A 20,441-nucleotide genomic window follows, 5' to 3' on the forward strand; every position below is an offset into this window, starting at 1 on the left:
GTATTAGCTTTATGGCTATGACCACTTCAGTCGCGTCGCAGGTACGCTACCTGCAGCGCCCCGACGGGCGCATCAGCTATACGGTCGAGGGCCACGGGCCACTCGTCGTGGCGGTCCCCGGCATGGGCGACCTCCGCTCCAGCTACCGCGAGCTCGTTCCGGCCCTCGTCGCCGCCGGCTACCGCGTCGCGGTCACCGACCTGCGCGCCCACGGAGACTCCGACACCACCTTCCGCGAGTTCGGCGACATCGCCACGGCCCGCGACGTCCTCGCCCTCGTGGAGGAGCTCGGCGGCCCGGCCGTCGTCCTCGGCAACTCGATGGGCGCCGCCGCCGCGGCCTGGGCCGCAGCCGAGCGCCCGGATCTTATCGCCGGTCTCGCGTTCTACGGCCCCCTGCTCCGCGATCCCGCGATGGGCTCCGCGATGACCGGCCTCCTCCACTTCTCGTACCGGGTGCTGTTCGCCCGGCCGTGGGGGGCGTCGGCGTGGGCCGGCTACTACCGCAGCACGCTCAACCGCGGCACGAAGGCGCCGTGGCTGGACGAGCACGTCGCCGCCATCCGGTCCTCGCTGAAGGAGCCGGGGCGCCTCGCGGGCTTCCGCCACCTGACGCTGCAGCTGACGCACTCGGTCGTCGAGCCGCGCCTTCCGGAGATCACGGCGCCGATGCTCGCGTTCGTCGGCGAGCTTGACCCCGACTACCGCGACACGGACGCCGAGGTGGCGTGGATGGAGTCGCAGCGCGTCCGGGTCGTCCGGGTTCCGGAGGCCGCGCACTACCCGCACGCGCAGCGTCCCGACGTCGCGGTGCCCGGCACGCTCGAGTTCCTCGCGCCCCTCCGCACCGCCGACGCGTCGGCCTGGGCCGCGCGTGCCTAGGGCGGGGCTGACCCGGGCCGCCGTCACGGCGGTGGCGATCGAGCTGGTGGACGAGGGCGGCACCTCCGGCTTCGAGCGGCTCACCCTCGCCGCCGTGGCCGCGCGTGCCGGGGTCGCCGTCCCGAGCCTCTACAAGCACGTCGCATCGCTCGACGACCTGCGCCGGCTGGTGGCGACGGAGTCGCTCGCCGAGCTCACCCGCGTGCTCGCCGCGGCGACCATCGGCCGCGCGGGGCCCGAGGCGGTGCGCGCGGCGGCGGACGCGATTCGGGACTTCGCCCGCCGGCACCCGGGCCGGTACGCCGCGACGCAGGTCGCGCCGCACGGGTCGGAGCCGGCCGACGCCGAACTGGTGGCGCGCGCCGAGGAGACCATCGCCGTGCTGGCCGGGGTGCTCCGGGGCTTCGGCCTGCCCGACGACGAACTGGTGGATGCGATCAGAATGCTGCGCAGCGCCATCCACGGCTTCGTCACCCTCGAGCTGGGCGGCGGCTTCGGCCTCCCCGACGACCTCGACCGCAGCTATGCCGTGCTGGTCGACGGCGTCACCGCCGGCATCGAGCGCCTCGCAAAAGCGCCCCAGATGTGAGTAATGGCGGCTATTCGGACCGAATAGCCGCCATTACTCACATCTCGGGGAGGTGGGCGTCAGCCCTGGGCGCGACGCGAGCCGCGACCGCGGCGCACCGACCCGTCGCCGGACGACGAGGTCGAGTAGACGGCGCCCGAAGCGCGACCGCCGCCCTGCGACGCGCCCTGCTTGCCCGAGCGCTGACCGGATGCGGACGAGCGCTGACCCGACGCGCCGTGCTCGGCGTGACCTGTGCGGCCGCCTACGGCCGGAGCCCCGCCCGGACGCTGGCCGCGCCCGCGGCGACGCGAGCCGCCGCCCTGCGCCCCGGCACCGTCGATGCGGCCCTGACCGGAACCGGACGCGGCGCCCTGCCTGCCGGATCCGCCCTGGCCGTTCCGGCCGGCTCCCGAGCCCTGACCGGCCGCAGCACCGCCCGCGCGGCGGGCGCGCTTGCGCTGCGCGTTCGCGCCCTGCGACGTCCCGCCGCCCGCGTTCCGCGGCTGCACCGGGGCCGGCGCGACGCGCGGCGCGACATCGCCCACCAGGGAGACGACGGCGGGCGAGCCCGCCGTCACGCGCTGCGGAGCGACCGCGATCGCGGCCTTGCGGAGCAGGGTGCGGACGTCGTCCGCCTGCGAGGACAGCATCACGGTGACGACGTCGCCCGCGCTGCCGGCCCGGGCGGTGCGGCCCGAGCGGTGCAGGTACGCCTTGTGCTCCGCCGGCGGGTCGACGTGAACGACCAGTTCCACGTTGTCCACGTGCACGCCGCGTGCCGCGACGTCCGTGGCGACGAGCACCTTCACGCTGCCGTCGCCGAACGCCGCCAGGTTGCGGTCGCGGGCGCCCTGCGCGAGGTTGCCGTGCAGGTCGACGGCGGGGATGCCGGAGGCTGTCAGCTGCTTGGCGAGCTTCTTCGCCTGGTGCTTGGTGCGGGTGAACAGGATACGGCGGCTCGTGCCGGAGGCGAGGGCCTCCACGAGCGCCTTCTTCTCGTCCGGGGTGTCGACCTGCAGCACGTGGTGGGTCATCGCCTCGACCGGGCTGGTCTCGTCGTCGACCGAGTGAAGCACGGGGGAGTGCAGGAAGCGGGTGACCAGCTTGTCCACGCCGTTGTCCAGCGTGGCCGAGAACAGCAGGCGCTGGCCGTCCTTGGGGGTGGCGGACATGATGCGGGTCACGACGGGCAGGAAGCCCAGGTCGGCCATGTGGTCGGCCTCGTCGAGCACGGTGATCTCGACGGCGTCCAGCGACACGAAGCCCTGCTTCATGAGGTCTTCGAGGCGACCGGGGCAGGCGACCAGGATGTCGACGCCGGCCTTGAGCTCGGCGACCTGCTTGTTCTGCGAGACGCCGCCGAAGACGGTGGACACGCGAAGCGAGTAGGCGTCGGCGAGCGGGCGGAAGGTGGCCGCGATCTGGGTGGCCAGCTCGCGGGTCGGCGCGAGCACGAGGGCCAGCGGACGGCCGGCCCGGCGGCGGCCGCCGGCGAGCACGGTGCCGAGGCGCGCGACGAGCGGCAGCGCGAAGGCGATGGTCTTGCCGGAGCCGGTCTTGCCGCGGCCGAGAACGTCCTTGCCGGCGAGGGCGTCGGGCAGCGTGTCGGCCTGGATGGGGAACGCGGTGGTCTTGCCGTCGGCCGCGAGGACCGAGACGAGCGGGGTGGGGACGCCGAGGTCGGCGAAAGTCTGAGACAAAGGTGTGCCTTTCGGGCGGGGACCCGGTCGGCATGCGGCGGACCGGGCGGATGGCGAGCGCACCGAGCGGCGCGATCGTTCGCCGTATGAAGAGAAGCGTGCGGGGCGGAGTCGGAAGGTGACCGACACAGGCCCGGCGCGACGCGAAGCGTTTCTACGACGCAGCGGGCAGAATCGGCCCGCACCACCACTCTAGGGCATACGGCCGTGCGGGTGCTGAGAGCGCGGACACATCCGGAGGTCGTAGACTGTCGGCCCGGAAACGAGAGGTGGCCATGGGCGTGGTGGAGTCGGAGCTCGAACGCGAACGCGCCGTGGTCTCGGAGCTGTACCAGCGGCTCGATCGACTGCGCGCGGAGACGGAGGAGCGGCTGGCCCGCGTCCGCCGCGACAGCGTCGGGAGCAACCACCAGGCGCGCAGCGAACGGGACGCGTTCGCGCGGCTGTACGAGGATCAGCTGACCCAACTGCGGGAGGTGGATTCGCGCCTCGTCTTCGGCCGTCTGCTGCTGGAGCAGCCGATGGACGGCTCCGACCACCGCTACATCGGACGGGTGGGGCTCCGCGACGAGGAGGAGCGCTCGGTGCTGGTGGACTGGCGCGCTCAGCAGGCCGGAGCGTTCTACCAGGCGACCGCGAGCGAGCCGATGGGGGTGCGCGCCCGGCGCCACCTGACCATGTCCGGGCGGCAGGTCACGCGCATCGACGACGAGGTGTTCGACGAGGCGCTGCTCGACGGCGATCAGGCGCAGGAGAAGGTGCAGGGCGAGGGTGCACTGCTCGCCGCCCTGACCGCGCAGCGCACCGGGCGCATGCACGACATCGTCGCGACCATCCAGGCCGAGCAGGACCGCATCATCCGGTCCGACCTCCGCGGCGCGCTCGTCGTGCAGGGCGGACCGGGCACCGGCAAGACCGCGGTGGCCCTGCACCGCGCCGCCTACCTGCTGTACGCGAACCGGCAGCGGCTGAGCGCCTCCGGTGTGCTGGTCGTCGGCCCGTCGACCGCCTTCCTGCGGTACATCGAGGCCGTGCTTCCGTCGCTCGGTGAGACCGGCGTCGTCATGTCGACGCTCGGCGACCTGTTCCCCGGCGTGGAGGCGACGGCCGAGGACGCGCCGGAGGCCGCGGTCTTGAAGGGCTCGGCGCAGATGGCGCGGCTGCTCTCCCGCGCGGTGAAGTCGCGGCAGAAGGCGCCGGCCGAGGAGCAGACGATCGTCGTCGACAACGAGCGGCTGACGGTGGCGCCGGAGCTCGTCCAGCGCGCCATCGCGAAGGCCCAGCGCACCGGCAAGCCGCACAACGTCGCCCGGGTGACCTTCGTGAAGCACGCGCTCGCCGAGTTGACCGACCAGCTCGCGGCCCAGCTGCGCGCGTCCGGCTCCACGATCGACGACGCCGACCTGAAGGTGCTGCGGGAGGACCTGCGCACCTCGTACGACGTCCGGGTGCTGCTCAACACGGCCTGGCTGCCGTTGACCCCGCAGAAGCTGCTGCAGGACCTCTACGCACGGCCCGCCTGGCTCGCCGAGCTGACCCCGCGCTGGTCGGAGGCGCAGCGGGCCGCCCTGCTGCGGGACCGGTCGGAGCCGTTCACAGTCTCCGACGTCCCGCTGCTGGATGAGGCGGCCGAGCTGCTCGGGGACTTCCCCGGCAGGCCGGACCCCGCCGACCGCGAGCGGGAGCGGCAGCGCAAGCGCGACCTCGAGAATGCGCGGGCCGCCATCCGGAACATGGGCGTCCAGGGCCTGGTCAGCGCCGAGCAGCTGGCGGACGGCTTCGCCGAGCAGGTCGACCGCGGCACTACCGCCGAGCGCGCCGCCGCCGACCGCAGCTGGACGTACGGCCACGTCGTCGTGGACGAGGCGCAGGAGCTCTCGCCGATGCAGTGGCGGGTGCTGCTGCGCCGCTGCCCGATGAAGTCGTTCACGATCGTCGGCGACATCGCGCAGGTCGCGTCGGCTGCGGGTGCGATCAGCTGGCGGGATGCGCTCCAGCCGCTGTTCAAGGACGCCTGGCGGCTCGAGGAGCTGACGGTCAACTACCGCACGCCCGCGCAGATCACCCGCGAGGCCGAGCGGATCGCCGCCGACGCGGGCCTGCCGATCACGCCGACCCGCGCGGTGCGGGAGGGCGAGTGGCCGATCCGGCGGGTCGCCGCCGCCTCCGCGGAGCCCGGCGCGCTCGGCGACGCCGTGGCGGAGGCCGTCGCGCACGACCGCGGGATCGACGACACCGGCACGGTCGCCGTCATCGCGACGGCCGCCGACCTCTCCGCCGTCGCCGAGGCCGTCGCCGCCCGCTTCGGCGATCAGGCCGGCCGGGGCGCCGCGGGCCTGACGCGGCCGATCGCCGTCCTGACCGGCTACGAGGCGAAGGGCCTGGAGTTCGACGCCGTCGTCCTGGCGGACCCCGACGCCCTCGCCGCCGAGTCCCCGCGCGGCGCCGCCTCCCTCTACGTCGCCATGACGCGCCCCACCCAGCGCCTCACCCTCGTCGCCCGCTGACCCCCACCGTCGAGTCCGCAAAGACTGCACGCGACACGCCGTCCGGGCGTGCAGTCTTTGCGGACTCGATGGAGGGGGGTCAGGCGGCGGGATAGCGCTCGCCGACGGGGACCTCGACGGGGAGGGTGTTGCCGGCCTGCGCGAGGGGGCACGCCCAGGCGGGGTCGTATGCGCACGACGGGTTGTACGCGAAGTTAAAGTCGAGCACGATGCTCGCGCCCTCGTCGTCCCAGTCGAGGCCCAGGTCGGCGCCCTTGATCGTGTCGATCAGGTAGCGTCCGCCGCCGTAGGTCCCGCCCGGCCGACCGGCGAGGGCGTCCTTCACCGGCACGAACAGGCCGCCGCCGTACGACGCCAGTTTCCACACGTCGAGCGTGCCGGCGAGGGGCACGCGCACCGTGCCGAGCAGCTCGAACGGTACGACGCCGTCGGTGCCGGTCTCGACGTCCATCCGCTTCGGCTCGGCCGCCGGGTGCACGGGCAGCTCGAACCGCCAGTCCGGGTCGTACGGCGTGACCGGCAGTCCCGTGAACCGCTCGCGGTCCTCCGGCAGCAGCGGGGAGGCGGGATGCGACGAGAACAGGTCGTTGCGGCACGAGATCCAGTGCGCGTGCGCCTCGACCGGGTCGTGCGCGGCCAGCCTGCGCACGGACGCGTACATCGCGAATACGCGACGGCGCCAGTCCGCGGTCTGCGCGGCGGTCACCGCCCGCGCCGGTCCGCCCTCCGCCGGGAGTTCCGTGGTCTGCTCCGCGCTCGTCATCGTTCCTCCGCGCTCGTCGTCTCCGGGACGCGTCCGTCGTCGTCCCGCCGTTCGGGATCGTAGGCCCAGGTGGGGGCGAGCCGCCGCAGGCGCGCACCGCGCCACTGCCAGAACAGCCAGAAGGCGTACCAGGCGAACGGGGTCAGCGCGCCGGCGCGCACGATCAGCTGGTCGCGGTACAGGGTCCGCAGCCGCCCCCGCTCGTCCGGTCCGGCCGGGTCGGGCGCGATCGCCATGCGGTGGTCGAGCCGGGGCACCGCGGCGAGCATCCCGCCGGTGCCGCCTCCGCTGTCCCGCAGGATGCGCGTCCCCGCCTCCCGCGGGTCGAGCGGCCGCAGCGTGTCGAGCCGGATCGCCTGCGTGCCGACGGTGAACGCGCCGAGCGCCTTCACTGTCACACGGTGCTCCGCGCCCCAGGTGGTCGGGAAGCCGCCGGGCTCGTCCGAGCGGAAGTCCAGCCACGGCAGCGCGACCTCGCGGAACGCGGTCGGGCTCTGCAGGGCCCGCCAGGCGGCGTCCGGGTCGCAGTCGAGCATCAGCTTCAGCAGCACGCGCATGCTCTCAGTGTCGCCCCTGCGCGGGCTGCGGCGGCCTCAGGATGCCGTTCTCAGAGGCATTCCCCGGCTCGCGCCAGCAGCAGCTCCCGTTCCCTCTCGTTGCCCGTCATCGCCGCGGCCCGCTCGAACTCCTGCCGCGCCTCCGCCGTGCGCCCGAGCCGTTGCAGCAGGTCGGCGCGCACCGACGGCAGGAGGTGGTACGACGACAGCGCGCCGTCGATCGCCAGCCGGTCGACCACTTCCAGCCCCGCCTCCGGGCCGTACGCCATCGACAGCGCGACGGCGCGGTTCAGTTCGACGACCGCCGAGGGCCGAAGCTCGGCGAGCGCGCCGTAGAGCGCGACGATCTCCTCCCAGTCGGTCGCCGCGGCGGTCGGCGCGGTCGCGTGGCAGGCGGCGATCGCGGCCTGCAGCGCGTACGGCCCGCGGCTCACCGGGGGCCGCCTGCTCGTGCGCAGCTCGTCGCTGCGGGCGAGCGCCGCGACCCCGCGGCGGATCAGGATGCGGTCCCAGCGGGCGCGATCCTGGTCCTGCAGCAGGATGGGCGAGCCGTCCGGGGCCGTGCGCGCCCGGAGCCGCGACGCCTGGAACTCCATCAGCGCCACCAGCCCGTGCACTTCGGGCTCGCGCGGCGTCAGCTCGGCGAGCACGCGGCCGAGGCGCAGAGCTTCGCGGCAGAGGTCGGGCCGGATCCAGTCCTCTCCCGCGGTCGCCGCGTAGCCCTCGTTGAAGATCAGGTAGACCACCTCGAGCACCGACGTGAGGCGCTCGGGGAACTCGGCCCGCTCCGGCACCTCGAACGGCACGCCGGCCGCGCTGAGCGTGCGCTTGGCCCGGACGATCCGCTGCGCCATCGTGGCGGGCGGCACCAGGAAGGCGCGTGCGATCTCCTCGGTCGACAGTCCGCCGAGGAGCTTGAGCGTCAGCGCGACGCGAGCGGGCTGAGGGAGGACGGGGTGGCACGCCACGAAGACGAGCCGCAGCAGGTCGTCGCCGATCGGCTCCTGGACGGCCCGGGCGGGGTCGTCGTCGCCGAGCTCCTGCTCCAGGTGGTGGGCGATCGCGGCGTAGCGGTCGTCGAGGCGCTCGCGGCGGCGCCAGCCGTCGACGGCGCGCCGCTTGGCGACCGTGGTCAACCAGGCGCCGGGGTTGCGCGGGACGCCGGTCTCCGGCCACTGCTCGAGGGCCGCGACCAGGGCGTCCTGCGCAAGCTCCTCCGCGAGGCCGACGTCGCCGGTGGAGCGGGCGAGGCCGGCGATCAGGCGGCCCGACTCGATGCGCCAGACCGATTCGACGGTCCGCCGTACCTCGTCGTCGTCCGTCCGCATGGTCCCATCCTGTCGTCGCCGGTCCCCGCCGTCACGTATACGTCGTGTTGAGTTCCGTGATTTCGACATCCCGTGACGGTGGTGTGCGCTACAACGGGAGCATGGCGATCCGGTACTGGCTCGGGGTGGTGCAGCAGGACCACGTGCTGCGCGGGGTCGCGGGCGGGTTCGCCCAGGTGAACCACGGCGCCAGGGCGCCGCTCGCGCAGATGGGCCCGGCCGACGGCTTCGTCTACTACTCGCCCCGCGTCTCGTACCCCGACGGCGAGCCGCTGAAGCAGTTCACCGCGGTCGGCCGTATCGCCGACGACGAGGTGTTCCAGGTCACGCAGGGTCCGGCGATGCGCGGCCCGGCCGGAGACTTCCTGCCCTGGCGGCGCCGGGTCGACTGGGACCACGACGCCGTCGCCACGCCCATCCGCCCGCTCCTCGACGCGCTGGACTTCACCCGCGACCGCGCGGGCTGGGGCTATCAGCTGCGCCGCGGCGTGATCGAGCTCACCCGGCACGACTTCGAGCTGATCCGCCGGCAGATGCGACCGTCACCGGGCGAAACACGGAAGGGCCGCCCGCCCGCCCGCATTACGATGGCCCGGTGACCCAGCAGGCCCTCCTCTCCACCGTCCCCGCCGCTCACCGCCAGGCCAAGTACCAGGTGCGCTTCGACTGGGGTGTGGAGGGTGCGGTCGCTGTGGCCGCCGACGCCGACGTGGTGGTGTGGGTGGATGCGCTCCCCGCCGATGCCGGCGCTCCCGCCGCCCCGGCCGATCTGCCCGGCGACGGCGCGGTGCTGGTCGCGGGCCTGACCGACGCCGCCGCCGTCGCGCAGTGGATCCTGGACGAGCAGGTCCGCCTCGGCCGCCGGGCGATGATCTCGCTCGTCGCCGCGGGCGCGACCACCCCGGCCGGCTCACCGCGGTTCGCGGTCGAGGACCTGCTCGCCGCGGGCGCCGTCGTCGACGCGCTCGCCGCACTTGGAATCGACTACTCCTCGCCGGAGGCCGCCGCCGCCTGCGCCTCCTTCACGGGCCTCCGCGGCGCGGTCGCACACCTGCTCACCGCCTCCGTCTCCGGGCAGGAGCGGATCGCCGCGGGCGAGGCCGCGGCCGACATCGCCGTCCTCGGCCGGCTCGGCACCTCCGATGCTGTGACCGTGCTGCGAGCCTCCCGGCAGAGCGGTGCGCCCGCGGCGGAATGATCGCCCGGCCGCGTACGTTGGCGGTTCACAGGAGGTTTATTCGATGAAAGCCGTGCTGAACGACACCGTGATCGCCGAGGCCCCGCAGGAGGACCTCATCCGCATCGAGGGCAACTGGTACTTCCCGCCGGCGAGCGTGAAGTCCGAGTACCTCGTCGAGAGCGACACGCCCTACACGTGTCCGTGGAAGGGCGAGTGCCAGTACTTCTCCGTGAAGTCCGACTCCGGTCTACTGCAGGACCGCGCGTGGAGCTACCCGACGCCATACCCGAGCTCGTTCGACCGGGTGGGCAAGGACTACAGCAATTACGTCGCCTTCTGGAAGGACGTCCGCGTCGTCGACTGACGACGCCGGAGGCACGATGTTCCGACTCGGCCGTCGCCCGGGGCTCATGGCCCTGGCGGCGGCCGCGCTCGTCCTCGCGGGCTGCTCGTCCCCGGCCCCCGATCCGACCGTGACGCGCACGCCCACGGCGACGCCGCGGCCGAGCGGGTCCTCTGCGCCGGTCGCCGCCATCCCGTGGCAGCCGGGCACCGACACGACCGTCCTGGAGACCGGCCTGGACGCGCCGTGGTCGGTGGTCCCGCTGCCGAGCGGCTCCGCGCTGATCAGCGAGCGCGACTCCGGCCTCGTCCGCGAGCGGCTGCCGCAGGGCGGCCTGCGCGACGTGGGCACCGTCCCGGGCGTCGTGCACCAGGGGGAGGGCGGCCTGCTCGGCCTGGCGGTGCAGGACAAGGCGGCGCCCTCCCACCTGTACGCCTACCTGACGACCGCGGACGACAACCGGGTGGTCCGGATGCCCCTGACCGGCGTGCCCGGCAGCTACGCGATCGGCGCGCCCGAGCCCGTCGTCACCGGCATCCCGAAGGCGTCCAACCACGACGGCGGGCGCATCGCGTTCGGCCCGGACGGGATGCTCTACATCACCGCCGGCGACGCCTCGAATCCCTCGAACGCGCAGGACGTCGCCTCCCTCGGCGGCAAGATCCTCCGCGTCACCCCGGAGGGGCAGGTGCCGGGCGACAACCCGTTCCCGGGTTCGCCGGTGTGGTCGTACGGCCACCGCAACCCGCAGGGCATCGGCTGGGATTCGCGCGGCACCATGTGGGCGAGCGAGTTCGGCCAGAACACCTGGGACGAGCTCAACATCATCCACTCGGGGTCGAACTACGGCTGGCCCGTGGTGGAGGGCATCGGCGGTGACCCGAAGTACACCGACCCGGTCGCGCAGTGGCCGACCGACGAGGCCAGCCCGAGCGGACTGGCCGTGGTCGGCGACACCGTCTTCCTCGCGGCGCTGCGCGGGCAGCGGCTGTGGACGGCGTGGTCGACAGCCGGCGCGGCCCCGGTGACCGTCGCGCCGTTCTTCGACGGCGCGTTCGGACGCCTGCGCGACGTCGTCGCCCGCGGCGACCGGCTCTGGCTGCTGACGAACAACACCGACGGCCGTGGATCGCCCCAGAGCGGGGACGACCGGTTGATCGAGGTGCCGCTCGTGCCGGCGGTGGGCCTGAAGCACCCGGGCTGACGCGCTCCACCCGGTAGTCTGGTGGGGAACCACCGATCGGGAGCAGAACCCTGAGCATCATCCTCGGATACGATCCGGCCACCTTGCGCGAGCGCGTCGATCTCCGCGCTGCCGACGAGCGTCTCGAGGAGCTCGGCAGCCTGCGGAGCCTTTCCGCGCTCAACGAGAAGACCGTGCTGCTCCGCCTGCTCGGCCGGCTGGACGACGCGATCGAGGTCGCCAACGAGGCGGTGCGTCAGGCCCGGTTCACCGGCGACCGCGAGCAGCTGCTCGGCGCCCGCGTCCGCCGCGCCCAGGTGCTGCAGTACCAGGGCAAGACCGACGAGGCGATCGTGGAGCTCACCGGCTGCGTCGACGAGGCGCGCGGCCGGGAGTGGACGGCGCTGGAGGCGTTCGCCATCCAGAACCGCGGCAAGGTGTGGTTCGACACCGGCGACTTCGAGAACGCGCTGGCCGACATGACCGCCGCCGTCTTCCTGCGCGAGAAGCTAGGCGCGTCGCCCGCCGAGATCCAGGCGGCCCTCACGGCGGTCGCCGTCGTGCAGACGGCGCTCGACGCGCACCGCGGCGCCGCGCCCGCATCCGACGCTGAGGGCGACCCCGATCACGCGTAGGATGCAGGCCATGGAGGTTGTGAGCTCTCCCGCGGGAGGTCGTGCCTGATGGCCGAGCTCGACCGCGTGCGCCGCTGGGCGGAGGCCCTGATCGCCCTCCACCTCGACCCGGCGCACTGGAGCTTCGGCTTCGACAACGCGAAGACGCGCGCCGGTCAGTGCAACTTCACCGACAAGCGCATCACGGTCTCCCGCTACCTGGCGTCGCGGTACGAGGACGACGAGATCCACCAGATCCTGCTGCACGAGGTCGCGCATGCGCTCGCCGGTCCGCGGGCAGGCCACGGCCCGAAGTGGCGGGCGATCGCCCTCGACCTCGGCTACGAGGGCAAGCGGCTGCACGGCGGTGCGATCGCCGACGACCTGGCGCCGTGGGTCGGCACCTGCCCCAACGGGCACACCCACTACCGCTATCGGAAGCCGGCTCGGGCGCTCGCGTGCGGCGCATGCAGTCGCCGGTTCGACGCGGCCAACCTGATCTCGTGGCAGCACCGAGAGGTGTCGGCCTCCCAGCGGAAGGTCGCGGCGGCGGCTGCTGCGGAATAGCCCGTTCTCCGCGGAGCCCGTTCTCAGAGCCGCGCCGCGCCGAGGCGTTCGTCCAGCGAATCCCGGACGGCCGGCCACTCCTCACGCAGGATCGAGTACACGGCGGTGTCGCGCCACGTGCCGTCCGCACGGCGCTGGGTGTGCCGGAGGACGCCCTCGAAGCTCGCACCGAGGCGCAGGATGGCGGAGCGCGAGCGCTCGTTGAGCACGTCGGCCTGCAGCTTGACGCGCTCGAAGCCGTGGTCGAACGCGGTGCCGAGCAGCAGCCGCTTGGTCTCGGCGTTGACCCGGCCGCCCCAGGCCTCCGGGGCGTAGGCCGTCCAGCCGATGTGCGCCGACTCGTTCGCCAGGTCGAAGTCGCCGAGCGTGGTCGTGCCGACGAGCCGGTCGCCGTCGCGCAGCACGACGGCGGTGACGTTGCTGCGGTCCCAGTCGAGGTAGCGGAGGATGAACTCGCGCCACTCCTCGTAGGTGTCCCGGTACGCGGCAGGGCCGCCGCCCCATCCGCCCGCGAACACCTCGGGGTGCCCGATCGCGTCGAACAGGTCGGGGAGGTCGTCGAGCGTGAGCGCGCGCAGCAGGACCGTCGAGCCCTCCAGCGTCGCGTGCGGGTCCGGGCGTGTCGCGGTCATCCGCCCAGTATGCCGTGCGCCGGGGCCGCGCGCCGTCCGTCTCCGGTAGGGTTTTCCGGGCGCCTGGCGTCGTGTCGGAGGACGCTGCGGTAACCGAATATATTGGTTACATGGCGACCGAAGCGATCGTGACCAGGGGAACCGGCCAGTGGATGGAACCGGCCGACGGCCAACGTTGGTGGTTCGACTCCGGCTCGCTCGCGCTCGACTTCGCCTACACCGGCGGCCTCGACCACCCCGAGGTGGAGGAGTGGCAGACGGTCCGCGACCCCGCCACCCTCAACGCCTGGCTGACCGAGCGTTTCCCGGAGGTGGCGCCGACGGCGGGTGAGCGCGAGCTGCGCGACGCCCGCACCCTCCGCTCCGCGATCGGCCGGCTGGCGCGCCAGGCGAGCCTCGGCCAGCAGTTGGAGCCGGACGACGTGGATGTGATCAACCTGTTCGCGGCGACGCCCGACATCCCGCCGGTGCTCGTCGGCGGCGGCCGTCAGGCGGGCCGGACCAACGCCCGCCCGCACCAGGCTCTCGGCTCGATCGCGCGCGACGCCGTCCGTCTGTTCGGCCCCGACGTCGACGGCCGCATCCGCGAGTGCTCGGCGGACGACTGCGACCTCGTCTACCTCGACACCTCGCGCAGCGGCACGCGCCGCTGGTGCTCCATGCAGCGCTGCGGCAACCGCGCGAAGGTGCGCGCTCACCGGGCGAGGGCGGCGGCCACGCGCTGACTCCGCGTCCGTAGCTGGCCAGTGATCAGGCACGCCAGAATAGGGGTATGCCGCGTTCCGTCGACCTCAACAGCGACCTGGGCGAGTCGTTCGGCGCCTGGACGATGGGCGACGACACCGCGCTGCTGCGGATCGTGTCGAGCGCGAACGTCGCCTGCGGCTTCCACGCGGGCGACGCGTCCACGATGCTCTCCACGTGCCGGGAGGCCGCGGCGAACGGCGTGACCGTCGGCGCGCACGTCTCCTACCGCGACCTGGCCGGCTTCGGGCGGCGCGCGATGGAGGTGCCCGCCGGCGAGCTGCGCGACGAGGTGCTGTACCAGCTCTCCGCCCTCGCCGGGCTGGCCCGCGTGGCCGGTACCGCCGTCCGCTACGTCAAGCCGCACGGCGCCCTCTACAACCGGATCGTCGCCGACGAACGCCAGGCCCGGGCCGTGGTGGACGCAGTGGTCGCGTTCGACCCGCGCCTCGCGATGCTGGGCCTCGCCGGCTCCGCGGTGGAGCGTGCGGCGGAGGAGGCCGGGCTCCGCTTCGTGCGGGAGGCGTTCGTCGACCGCAGCTACCGCGCAGACGGCACGCTCGTGCCGCGCGGCGAGCCCGGTGCTCTGCTCACGGACGACGCCGCGATCGCCGAGCGCGCGGTCCGCATGGTCGCCGACGGAGTGGTGACCGCCGCCGACGGCAGCGACATCGCCGTGACCGTCGATTCGCTCTGCGTCCACGGCGACACCCCCGGCGCCGTCGCCATGGCCGCGGCCGTGCGGGAGGCCCTGGCCGCGGCCGGCGTCGAGGTCGGGCCGTTCGCATGACCGGCCGCCGCATCCTGCCGTACGGCGACCACGCCCTGCTCGTGGAGCTGGACGACCTGGACGCGGTGCTCGCCCTGTTCCGCGGCCTCGACGCCTCCCGTCCCGATGGCGTCGTCGAGCTCGTGCCCGCCGCGCGCACCATCGCGGTCGTCGTCGAGCCGCGCGTCCTGCCGCTGAGCGCCGCCGCCGGCTGGCTGGAGCGCACGGCGCCTCTGGCCGCGGCCGACGTCGAGGAGCGGCTGGTCGAGCTCGACGTCGTCTACGACGGGGCGGACCTGGACGACGTCGCCCGGCTTACGGGCCTGTCGCCGGCGGAGGTCGTCGCCGCGCACACCGGCGCGACCTGGCGGGTCGCCTTCGGCGGCTTTGCCCCCGGCTTCGCGTATCTGGTGACCGACGGCGACGCCCTCGCGGTGCCGCGCCGCGCGACGCCGCGCACCGCCGTGCCCGCCGGCTCCGTCGGGCTCGCCGGAGCCTTCAGCGGCGTCTACCCGCGCTCCAGCCCCGGCGGCTGGCAGCTGATCGGACGCACGGACGCCGTGCTGTGGGATGAGACCGCCGACCCGCCCGCGCTGCTGCGGCCGGGGACGGTCGTGCGCTTCCGGGAGGCCGGATGAGCCTCCGCGTGCTGGCCACGGGTCCGCTCGCCCTGGTGCAGGACCTCGGGCGCCCCGGCCTCGCGGCGGTCGGCGTCGGCCGCTCCGGTGCGCTCGACCGCGGCGCCCTCCGGCTGGCGAACCGTCTTCTCGGCAACGACGAGGGCGACGCCGGCATCGAGGTGCTCCTCGGCGGCCTGGAGGTGCGGTTCGAGCGCGACGCCTGGTTCGCGGTGACGGGCGCGACCGGTCCGCTCCTGCTCGACGGCCGTCCGGTGGATGCCCACCTCGCCGTGCCCGCGCGCGCCGGCCAGCGGCTCCGCCTCGGGAGCGCGGCCTCCGGCACCCGCTGGTACCTCGCCGTGCGCGGCGGGGTCGCCGTCCCGCCGGTGCTCGGCTCGCGCTCCCGCGACACGCTCGCCGGCCTGGGGCCCGCTCCGCTGGCGGAGGGCGACCTGCTGCCGGTCGGCGAGCATCCCGGAACCGACCTCCCGCTGCTCGACTTCGTGCCGGTCGCGGAGCCGGGGACGGGCGCGGTGGAGATCCGGGCGCATCGCGGCCCGCGCGCCGACTGGTTCACGCCCGCGGCGCTCGACGCCTTCTTCACGGTCGGCTGGCGCGCGGGGGCGGAGAGCGACCGCGTCGGCATCCGTCTCGACGCCGAGCGGACGCCCGCCCACGCCGTCGGGGTCGAGCCGCGGCACGGTCCGCTGCTCGAGCGCGCCGTCACGGCCGAGCTGCCGAGTGAGCCCATGGTCGCGGGCGCGGTGCAGGTGTCGCCCGACGGGCGCCCGACGGTCCTGCTCGCCGACCACCCGGTGACCGGAGGCTACCCGGTGATCGCCGTCGTCGCCGACGCCTCGCTCGACGCCTTCGCGCAGCTGCGGCCGGGTCAGCCGGTGACGTTCCGGCACGCCTGACCCGGCCGCCGGCGGTCGGTCAGTCCCGCCGCGTGCCGGACTGGAAGATGCTCCGCGCCGGGGTGGGCGACGGGACGCTCGTCGCATCCGTCACGATCGGCGCGCCAGAGGCGAACGTGCGCAGCTCCTCGCCGGCGACGGCCTTCGCGGGGTGCGGACCGCTCGCCAGCAGCCGCGGCAGCCACTCCAGCGGGAGCGGCGAGTTCGACCCGACCAGCACGACGTTCCCGAAGCGGCGGCCCTTCAGCACCTGCGTCTCGGCCAGCGCCGCCACGTTCTCGACCACCGCGCCCAGCGTCGACACCTGGCTGCGGGCGAACGACAGCGGGGGACCGTCCGCGACGTTCACGAGCACGATCCCGTCCGGCTTCAGCAGCGAGACGGCCGAGCGGTAGAACTCGACGCTCGTCACGTGCGCGGGCGTACGCGAGCCGCTGAAGATGTCCACCACGAGCAGGTCGACCGAGCCGCCGAGCCCGGCGGGCAGCTTGCCGACCACCTCGCGGGCGTCGCCGTGCCGGATGCGGATCTGCGCGTAGCGGGGGAGCGGCAGGTTCTCGCGCACCAGGTCGACGAGCCGGCTCTCCAGCTCCACCACCTGCTGCCGCGACCCGGGCCGGGTGTACGCGATGTAGCGCGGGAGGGTCAGCGCCCCGGCGCCCAGGTGGACCGCGGTGATCGGCTCGCCCGGGTCGCCGATCACGTCGATGACATTGCCCATCCGCTGCACGTACTCGAAGAACAGCTGCGACGGGTCGTCGAGGTTCACGTGCGACTGCGGGGTGCCGTCCACCACCAGCTGGTACGCGCCCGGCACGAACCGGTCCGGCTCGATGGTCGCCTGGAAGCCGCTCTCGGACAGGACGACAGACGGGTTCTGCCCATGGCGGTCAGGCGGGAGCGGGTTCTGCGGCACACCGGCAGCCTAGTCGCGCCTCCACCTCGTCCGCCGTGGATCTCCACCCGGCCTCCACCCTGCGGTGGTGCCGCCGCGGGGCGCGCGCGGCGAGGCTGAGGACATGACCATTCAGACCATCGCCAACGCGCTCCTCATCCTCCTCGTCATCGGCTGGATCGGCGTGCGCCAGATGACCTGGCGTCCGGTCGCGCTCGCCAAGATGTGGCGCTCGCCGCTGATCTTCGCGGTCGTCGGCGTCATCCTTCTCGCGCAGCAGGTGAAGCCGGCCGCGATCACCCCGCTCGACCTCGCCATCGTCGCCGGTGAGCTCGTCCTCTCCCTCGGCGTCGGCGCGTGGATGGGCGCGATCGCCCACTTCCGTCGGCTCCCGCAGCCGATCGCGACCGGCAAGGACGGACGTGACATCGCGGTGTACGAGTCGCGCACCGGCGCCCTCGGGCTCGTGCTCTGGGTTGTCGTCGTCGCGGTCCGCGTCGGCCTCGACGTCCTGGCCGCGCAGGCCGGCTCGCACCTGGCCTCCGCGACCGGCATCATCCTGCTGGTCCTCGCCGCCAACCGGCTCTCCCGCACGGCGGTCTTCGCGGCCCGACTCGATCGGCACGCGGCGCTCGCCGCATGATGGTGGGGTGAACCTCTCCGTCCGGCCGACCCCGCTCTCCCTCGCGCTGACCGCGGTCGGCGCCGTGGCCGTCGGCTACGGGCTCGTCACCTCCCACACCGCGCAGCGTCCGGTGTGGGCGCTGACGGTCGCGCTGGCGGTCACGGCGCTGTGGGTCGTGCGCAGCGTGCTCGCCCGGGCCGGGCAGCGCGTCGCGGCCCTGGTCTGCGCCGTCGTCATGGTGGTGGCCGGCTCATTCGTCGCCGCCCCCACCAACGGCGTCGCCCTCGTCCCGGCAGCGGTCGGCATCGTCGCGCTGCTGGGCGACGTGACGTACTCGCTGTGGCTGGGCTTCGGGCTCTCCGCGGTCGGCCTCGCCCTGATCCCCGTCGGCGCGGTGCCGGCCGGGGCGAGCGTCCCGGCCGTGCTGGCCGAGATGGGCGGCCTGGTCCTCGCGGTCTTCGCCGGACTCAGCCGCCGCCAGTTCCGCCGGGCCGAGGAACAGGTGGCGCTCCTGCGCGAGCGGGACCTCGCCCTCCGCGAGGAGGAGTCGCGGGTGGCGATCGCCCGCGACCTGCACGACGTGCTCGCCCACAGCCTCGGTGGCCTCGTGATCCAGCTGGACGCGGTGGATGCCCTGCTCGAGTCGGGTGACGCGGCCGCCGCCCGCACCCGGGTGCTGGATGCGCGGGCGCTCGCCGCGGAGGGGCTCGCCGACGCCCGCCGCGCGGTGGCGGCGCTGCGTGAGCCGGCCGAGGGGTCGCGCACGCCGGTGGCGCCGTCCGACCTCGAGGCGGAGCTGCGGGAGCTGGTGGACGCCCACCGGGCGCTCGGCGGCGAGGCCGAGCTGTCCGTCCACGGGTCGCCCTCGGTGCTCGACTCCGCGCAGGCGACCGCTGTGCGGCGCGCGCTGCAGGAGGCACTGAGCAACGCCCGCAAACACGCGCCGGGCGCTGCGGTCGCCGCGCGCCTCGACTGGCAGACTGACCGGGTGCGGCTGACCGTCTCCAACCCGATCGTCTCCGGTGATTCCGCGTTGTCGTCCTCCGGCGGCGGGCACGGGCTCGACGGGATGCGCGAGCGCTTCGCCGCGCTCGCCGCGGGAGGGTCGGCGACCGCGTCGGCGGCCGACAGTCGCTTCACCGTCACGGCGGAGGCCGTGCTGCGATGACCGGCGAGCGCCCCATCCGCGTCGCCGTCGCCGACGACCAGGCGATCGTCCGCGACGGCCTGGTCACGCTGCTCGGGCTGCTGCCCGACATGGAGGTCGTCGGGGAGGCGTCCGACGGCGAGGAGGCGGTGGCGCTCGCCGTCACCGAGAAGCCGGACGTGCTGCTGATGGACCTGCGCATGCCCGTACTCGACGGAGCCGCCGCCACCGCCCGGGTCGCCGCCGAGGCGCCGGGGACGGCCGTGCTCGTGCTCACCACCTACGCCGACGACGCCTCCATCGTCGGAGCCCTGCGCGCCGGAGCCCGCGGGTACCTGACCAAGGACGCCGGACGGACGGAGCTCGCCGCTGCCGTGCGCGCGGTCGCGAGCGGCCAGTCCACCTTCGCGCCCGAGGTCGGCGCCCGCATCGTCGGATCGCTGACCGCGGCGGCCCCCGCCGGACCGGACGCCGCGGGCGCGCTCCTGACCCGTTTCCCGTCGCTGACCCGCCGCGAGGCCGAGGTGCTCGCCCTCGTCGCCGACGGCCTCAGCAACGCGGAGATCGCGGGCGCGCTGTTCGTCAGCGTCGCCACCGTGAAGACGCACATCAACGCGATCTTCGCCAAGCTCGCCGTGCGCGACCGCGCCCAGGCGATCACCCTCGTGCGCGCCTGACGCCGCGCGCGACGCCGCGACTGCGCCCCTCCGGAACGATTGCGCCCCGTCGCGCGCCCGCACACGTTCCGTACGGGCGCAGTCGCTTCGCGCGGGGCGGTAGCGCAGGCGTCCCGGTCGGGGAAGGATGGACGGCGTGAGCGACCCGAGCACCCCTCCCGCCGACCTCGTCCTGGTGACCGGCGGCTCCGGCTTCGTCGGGGCGCACTGCGTCCTCGCACTGCTGCAGGCCGGCTACCGTGTGCGCACGACGATCCGCACGCCCGCGCGGGCGGCCGACGTCCGCGCGCAGCTGACCGCGGGCGGCCTCGACGACCCCGGAGACCGGCTGGAGTTCGCCGTCGCCGACCTGACCCGCGACGACGGCTGGGCGGAGGCGGTCGACGGCGTCCGGTTCGTGCTCCACGTCGCCTCGCCGTTCCCCACGTCGCAGCCCAAGGACCCGGACGAGCTGATCGTCCCCGCGCGCGACGGCGCCCTGCGCGTGCTGCGCGCGGCGCGGGACGCGGGGGTGGAGCGCGTCGTGCTCACCTCGTCGTTCGCGGCGATCGGCTACGGTCACGCGCCGACCGACCGCGCGTTCACCGAGGAGGACTGGACCGAGCTCGACAGCGGCCGCGCGGTGAGCGCCTACGTCCAGTCGAAGACCATCGCCGAGCGCGAGGCGTGGGCTTTCGTCCACGACGAGGGCGGCGAGCTGCAGCTCGCGACGGTGAACCCGGTCGGCATCCTCGGCCCGGTGCTCGGGCCGGACGTCTCGAGCTCGGTCGAGCTGATCCGGATGGTGAAGGAGGGCCGTCTCCCGCGCCTGCCCGACGTGCACTTCGGCGTCGTGGACGTGCGCGATGTCGCCGGCCTGCACCTGCTCGCCATGACCAGGCCCGAGGCGGTGGGTCAGCGCTTCCTCGCCATCGCGGGGGACGTGATGAGCGCGCAGGAGGTCGCCCTCCTCATCCGCGGTCACCTGGGCGAGGCCGCCGGGCGCCGGGTGAGCACGAAGCTGATGCCGGCCTGGATGCTCAAGGCCGTCGCCCCGTTCAGCCGCCGCGTCCGCGACTCGCTGCCCGACATCGGGACCGTGCGGCGCGCCTCCGCCGAGAAGGCCCGCACGATGCTCGGCTGGTCGCCGCGACCGCGCGAAGAGGCCGTCATCGCGACCGTCGACACGCTCCCGACCTACCGCTCGCACCGCTCCTGAAACCCCGGAATTCCAAGGGAGAA

At 74.1% G+C, this 20,441-nt stretch carries 23 protein-coding genes; 17 read left to right on the forward strand and 6 right to left on the reverse strand.

Translation table 11 applies throughout. The features are described 5' to 3' along the window. Positions 1-17 precede the first annotated feature (17 nt). Both P5G59_RS09170 and P5G59_RS09175 read left to right on the forward strand, forming a co-directional pair. Complete coding sequence (locus P5G59_RS09170; RefSeq protein ID WP_301218213.1) at positions 18-881, forward strand: alpha/beta fold hydrolase; 864 nt, start codon at positions 18-20, stop codon at positions 879-881. Continuing rightward, a complete protein-coding gene (locus P5G59_RS09175; RefSeq protein ID WP_301218215.1) occupies positions 874-1,470 on the forward strand; it encodes a TetR/AcrR family transcriptional regulator in 597 nt (198 codons plus the stop codon). Before P5G59_RS09170 ends, P5G59_RS09175 begins: the two co-directional genes overlap by 8 nt. Positions 1,471-1,529: 59 nt before the next feature. Here P5G59_RS09175 and P5G59_RS09180 read toward each other — a convergent pair whose 3' ends face one another. Then, positions 1,530-3,152: a DEAD/DEAH box helicase gene (locus tag P5G59_RS09180; RefSeq protein WP_301218217.1), complete on the reverse strand. Its 1,623-nt coding sequence runs from the start codon at positions 3,150-3,152 to the stop codon at positions 1,530-1,532. Positions 3,153-3,427: 275 nt separating this feature from the next. Here P5G59_RS09180 and P5G59_RS09185 point away from each other — a divergent pair, with 275 nt between their 5' ends. Next, the gene (locus tag P5G59_RS09185) at positions 3,428-5,659 is read left to right on the forward strand and encodes a HelD family protein (RefSeq protein WP_301218220.1); all 2,232 of its coding nucleotides are present in this window, start codon (positions 3,428-3,430) and stop codon (positions 5,657-5,659) included. A gap of 79 nt (positions 5,660-5,738) precedes the next feature. Here the strand turns inward: P5G59_RS09185 and P5G59_RS09190 are convergent, their stop codons facing one another. Genes P5G59_RS09190 through P5G59_RS09200 form a run of 3 tightly spaced genes read right to left on the reverse strand, consistent with a single transcriptional unit; the run spans position 5,739 to position 8,307 of the window. Continuing rightward, positions 5,739-6,422 (reverse strand): DUF1684 domain-containing protein, encoded by a 684-nt coding sequence (locus P5G59_RS09190; RefSeq protein ID WP_301218222.1) that lies wholly within the window; start codon positions 6,420-6,422, stop codon positions 5,739-5,741. Next, on the reverse strand, positions 6,419-6,979 hold the full coding sequence (locus P5G59_RS09195) for a hypothetical protein (protein WP_301218225.1): 561 nt from the start codon (positions 6,977-6,979) through the stop codon (positions 6,419-6,421). Before P5G59_RS09195 ends, P5G59_RS09190 begins: the two co-directional genes overlap by 4 nt. Positions 6,980-7,029: 50 nt before the next feature. Then, positions 7,030-8,307, reverse strand: a complete 1,278-nt coding sequence (locus P5G59_RS09200; protein ID WP_301218229.1) for an RNA polymerase sigma factor — start codon at positions 8,305-8,307, stop codon at positions 7,030-7,032. Positions 8,308-8,408: 101 nt separating this feature from the next. Here P5G59_RS09200 and P5G59_RS09205 point away from each other — a divergent pair, with 101 nt between their 5' ends. From P5G59_RS09205 to P5G59_RS09230, 6 genes are all read left to right on the forward strand, one after another. After that, positions 8,409-8,906, forward strand: a complete 498-nt coding sequence (locus P5G59_RS09205; protein WP_301218232.1) for an EVE domain-containing protein — start codon at positions 8,409-8,411, stop codon at positions 8,904-8,906. Then, the gene (locus tag P5G59_RS09210; RefSeq protein WP_301218235.1) at positions 8,903-9,505 is read left to right on the forward strand and encodes a 2-phosphosulfolactate phosphatase; all 603 of its coding nucleotides are present in this window, start codon (positions 8,903-8,905) and stop codon (positions 9,503-9,505) included. Before P5G59_RS09205 ends, P5G59_RS09210 begins: the two co-directional genes overlap by 4 nt. A 43-nt stretch (positions 9,506-9,548) precedes the next feature. Next, positions 9,549-9,851, forward strand: coding sequence for a DUF427 domain-containing protein (locus P5G59_RS09215; protein WP_115698470.1), 303 nt, complete (start codon positions 9,549-9,551; stop codon positions 9,849-9,851). Positions 9,852-9,867: 16 nt separating this feature from the next. Next, complete coding sequence (locus P5G59_RS09220) at positions 9,868-11,034, forward strand: PQQ-dependent sugar dehydrogenase (protein ID WP_301218239.1); 1,167 nt, start codon at positions 9,868-9,870, stop codon at positions 11,032-11,034. Positions 11,035-11,117: 83 nt separating this feature from the next. Continuing rightward, on the forward strand, positions 11,118-11,648 hold the full coding sequence (locus P5G59_RS09225) for a hypothetical protein (protein WP_301218242.1): 531 nt from the start codon (positions 11,118-11,120) through the stop codon (positions 11,646-11,648). Between the two features lie 48 nt (positions 11,649-11,696). Further along, the gene (locus P5G59_RS09230; protein ID WP_301218244.1) at positions 11,697-12,194 is read left to right on the forward strand and encodes a SprT-like domain-containing protein; all 498 of its coding nucleotides are present in this window, start codon (positions 11,697-11,699) and stop codon (positions 12,192-12,194) included. Between the two features lie 23 nt (positions 12,195-12,217). On the opposite strand, the gene P5G59_RS09235 is transcribed toward P5G59_RS09230, so the two are convergent. Continuing rightward, complete coding sequence (locus P5G59_RS09235) at positions 12,218-12,826, reverse strand: GNAT family N-acetyltransferase (protein WP_301218247.1); 609 nt, start codon at positions 12,824-12,826, stop codon at positions 12,218-12,220. 110 nt (positions 12,827-12,936) lie between these two features. Between P5G59_RS09235 and P5G59_RS09240 the strand changes: the two genes are divergently transcribed. Genes P5G59_RS09240 through P5G59_RS09255 form a run of 4 tightly spaced genes read left to right on the forward strand, consistent with a single transcriptional unit; the run spans position 12,937 to position 15,876 of the window. After that, a complete protein-coding gene (locus tag P5G59_RS09240; RefSeq protein WP_301218249.1) occupies positions 12,937-13,551 on the forward strand; it encodes a CGNR zinc finger domain-containing protein in 615 nt (204 codons plus the stop codon). A gap of 47 nt (positions 13,552-13,598) precedes the next feature. Then, positions 13,599-14,360 carry a LamB/YcsF family protein gene (locus P5G59_RS09245; protein ID WP_301218252.1) on the forward strand — a complete coding sequence of 254 codons (762 nt, stop codon included), beginning with the start codon at positions 13,599-13,601 and terminating at the stop codon, positions 14,358-14,360. Beyond that, positions 14,357-14,977 carry a 5-oxoprolinase subunit PxpB gene (gene pxpB / locus P5G59_RS09250; protein ID WP_301218254.1) on the forward strand — a complete coding sequence of 207 codons (621 nt, stop codon included), beginning with the start codon at positions 14,357-14,359 and terminating at the stop codon, positions 14,975-14,977. The genes P5G59_RS09245 and pxpB overlap by 4 nt, the downstream gene beginning before the upstream one ends. Further along, entirely contained in the window at positions 14,974-15,876 is a 903-nt protein-coding gene (locus P5G59_RS09255) for a 5-oxoprolinase subunit C family protein (RefSeq protein ID WP_301218257.1), read from the forward strand. The genes pxpB and P5G59_RS09255 overlap by 4 nt, the downstream gene beginning before the upstream one ends. A gap of 19 nt (positions 15,877-15,895) precedes the next feature. On the opposite strand, the gene P5G59_RS09260 is transcribed toward P5G59_RS09255, so the two are convergent. Then, positions 15,896-16,792 carry a spermidine synthase gene (locus tag P5G59_RS09260; protein ID WP_435871250.1) on the reverse strand — a complete coding sequence of 299 codons (897 nt, stop codon included), beginning with the start codon at positions 16,790-16,792 and terminating at the stop codon, positions 15,896-15,898. A 103-nt stretch (positions 16,793-16,895) separates the two neighbouring features. Here P5G59_RS09260 and P5G59_RS09265 point away from each other — a divergent pair, with 103 nt between their 5' ends. From P5G59_RS09265 to P5G59_RS09280, 4 genes are all read left to right on the forward strand, one after another. Next, the gene (locus P5G59_RS09265; protein WP_301218259.1) at positions 16,896-17,414 is read left to right on the forward strand and encodes a hypothetical protein; all 519 of its coding nucleotides are present in this window, start codon (positions 16,896-16,898) and stop codon (positions 17,412-17,414) included. A 7-nt stretch (positions 17,415-17,421) separates the two neighbouring features. Further along, positions 17,422-18,564: a sensor histidine kinase gene (locus P5G59_RS09270; RefSeq protein WP_301218262.1), complete on the forward strand. Its 1,143-nt coding sequence runs from the start codon at positions 17,422-17,424 to the stop codon at positions 18,562-18,564. Next, the gene (locus P5G59_RS09275; RefSeq protein WP_301218265.1) at positions 18,561-19,220 is read left to right on the forward strand and encodes a response regulator transcription factor; all 660 of its coding nucleotides are present in this window, start codon (positions 18,561-18,563) and stop codon (positions 19,218-19,220) included. The genes P5G59_RS09270 and P5G59_RS09275 overlap by 4 nt, the downstream gene beginning before the upstream one ends. 136 nt (positions 19,221-19,356) lie before the next feature. After that, positions 19,357-20,418 carry an SDR family oxidoreductase gene (locus P5G59_RS09280; protein WP_301218267.1) on the forward strand — a complete coding sequence of 354 codons (1,062 nt, stop codon included), beginning with the start codon at positions 19,357-19,359 and terminating at the stop codon, positions 20,416-20,418. Positions 20,419-20,441: the final 23 nt, after the last annotated feature.

The sequence above is a fragment of the Leifsonia virtsii genome (genome assembly GCF_030433675.1).
In the GTDB taxonomy this organism is placed as follows: Bacteria; Actinomycetota; Actinomycetes; order Actinomycetales; family Microbacteriaceae; genus Leifsonia; species Leifsonia virtsii.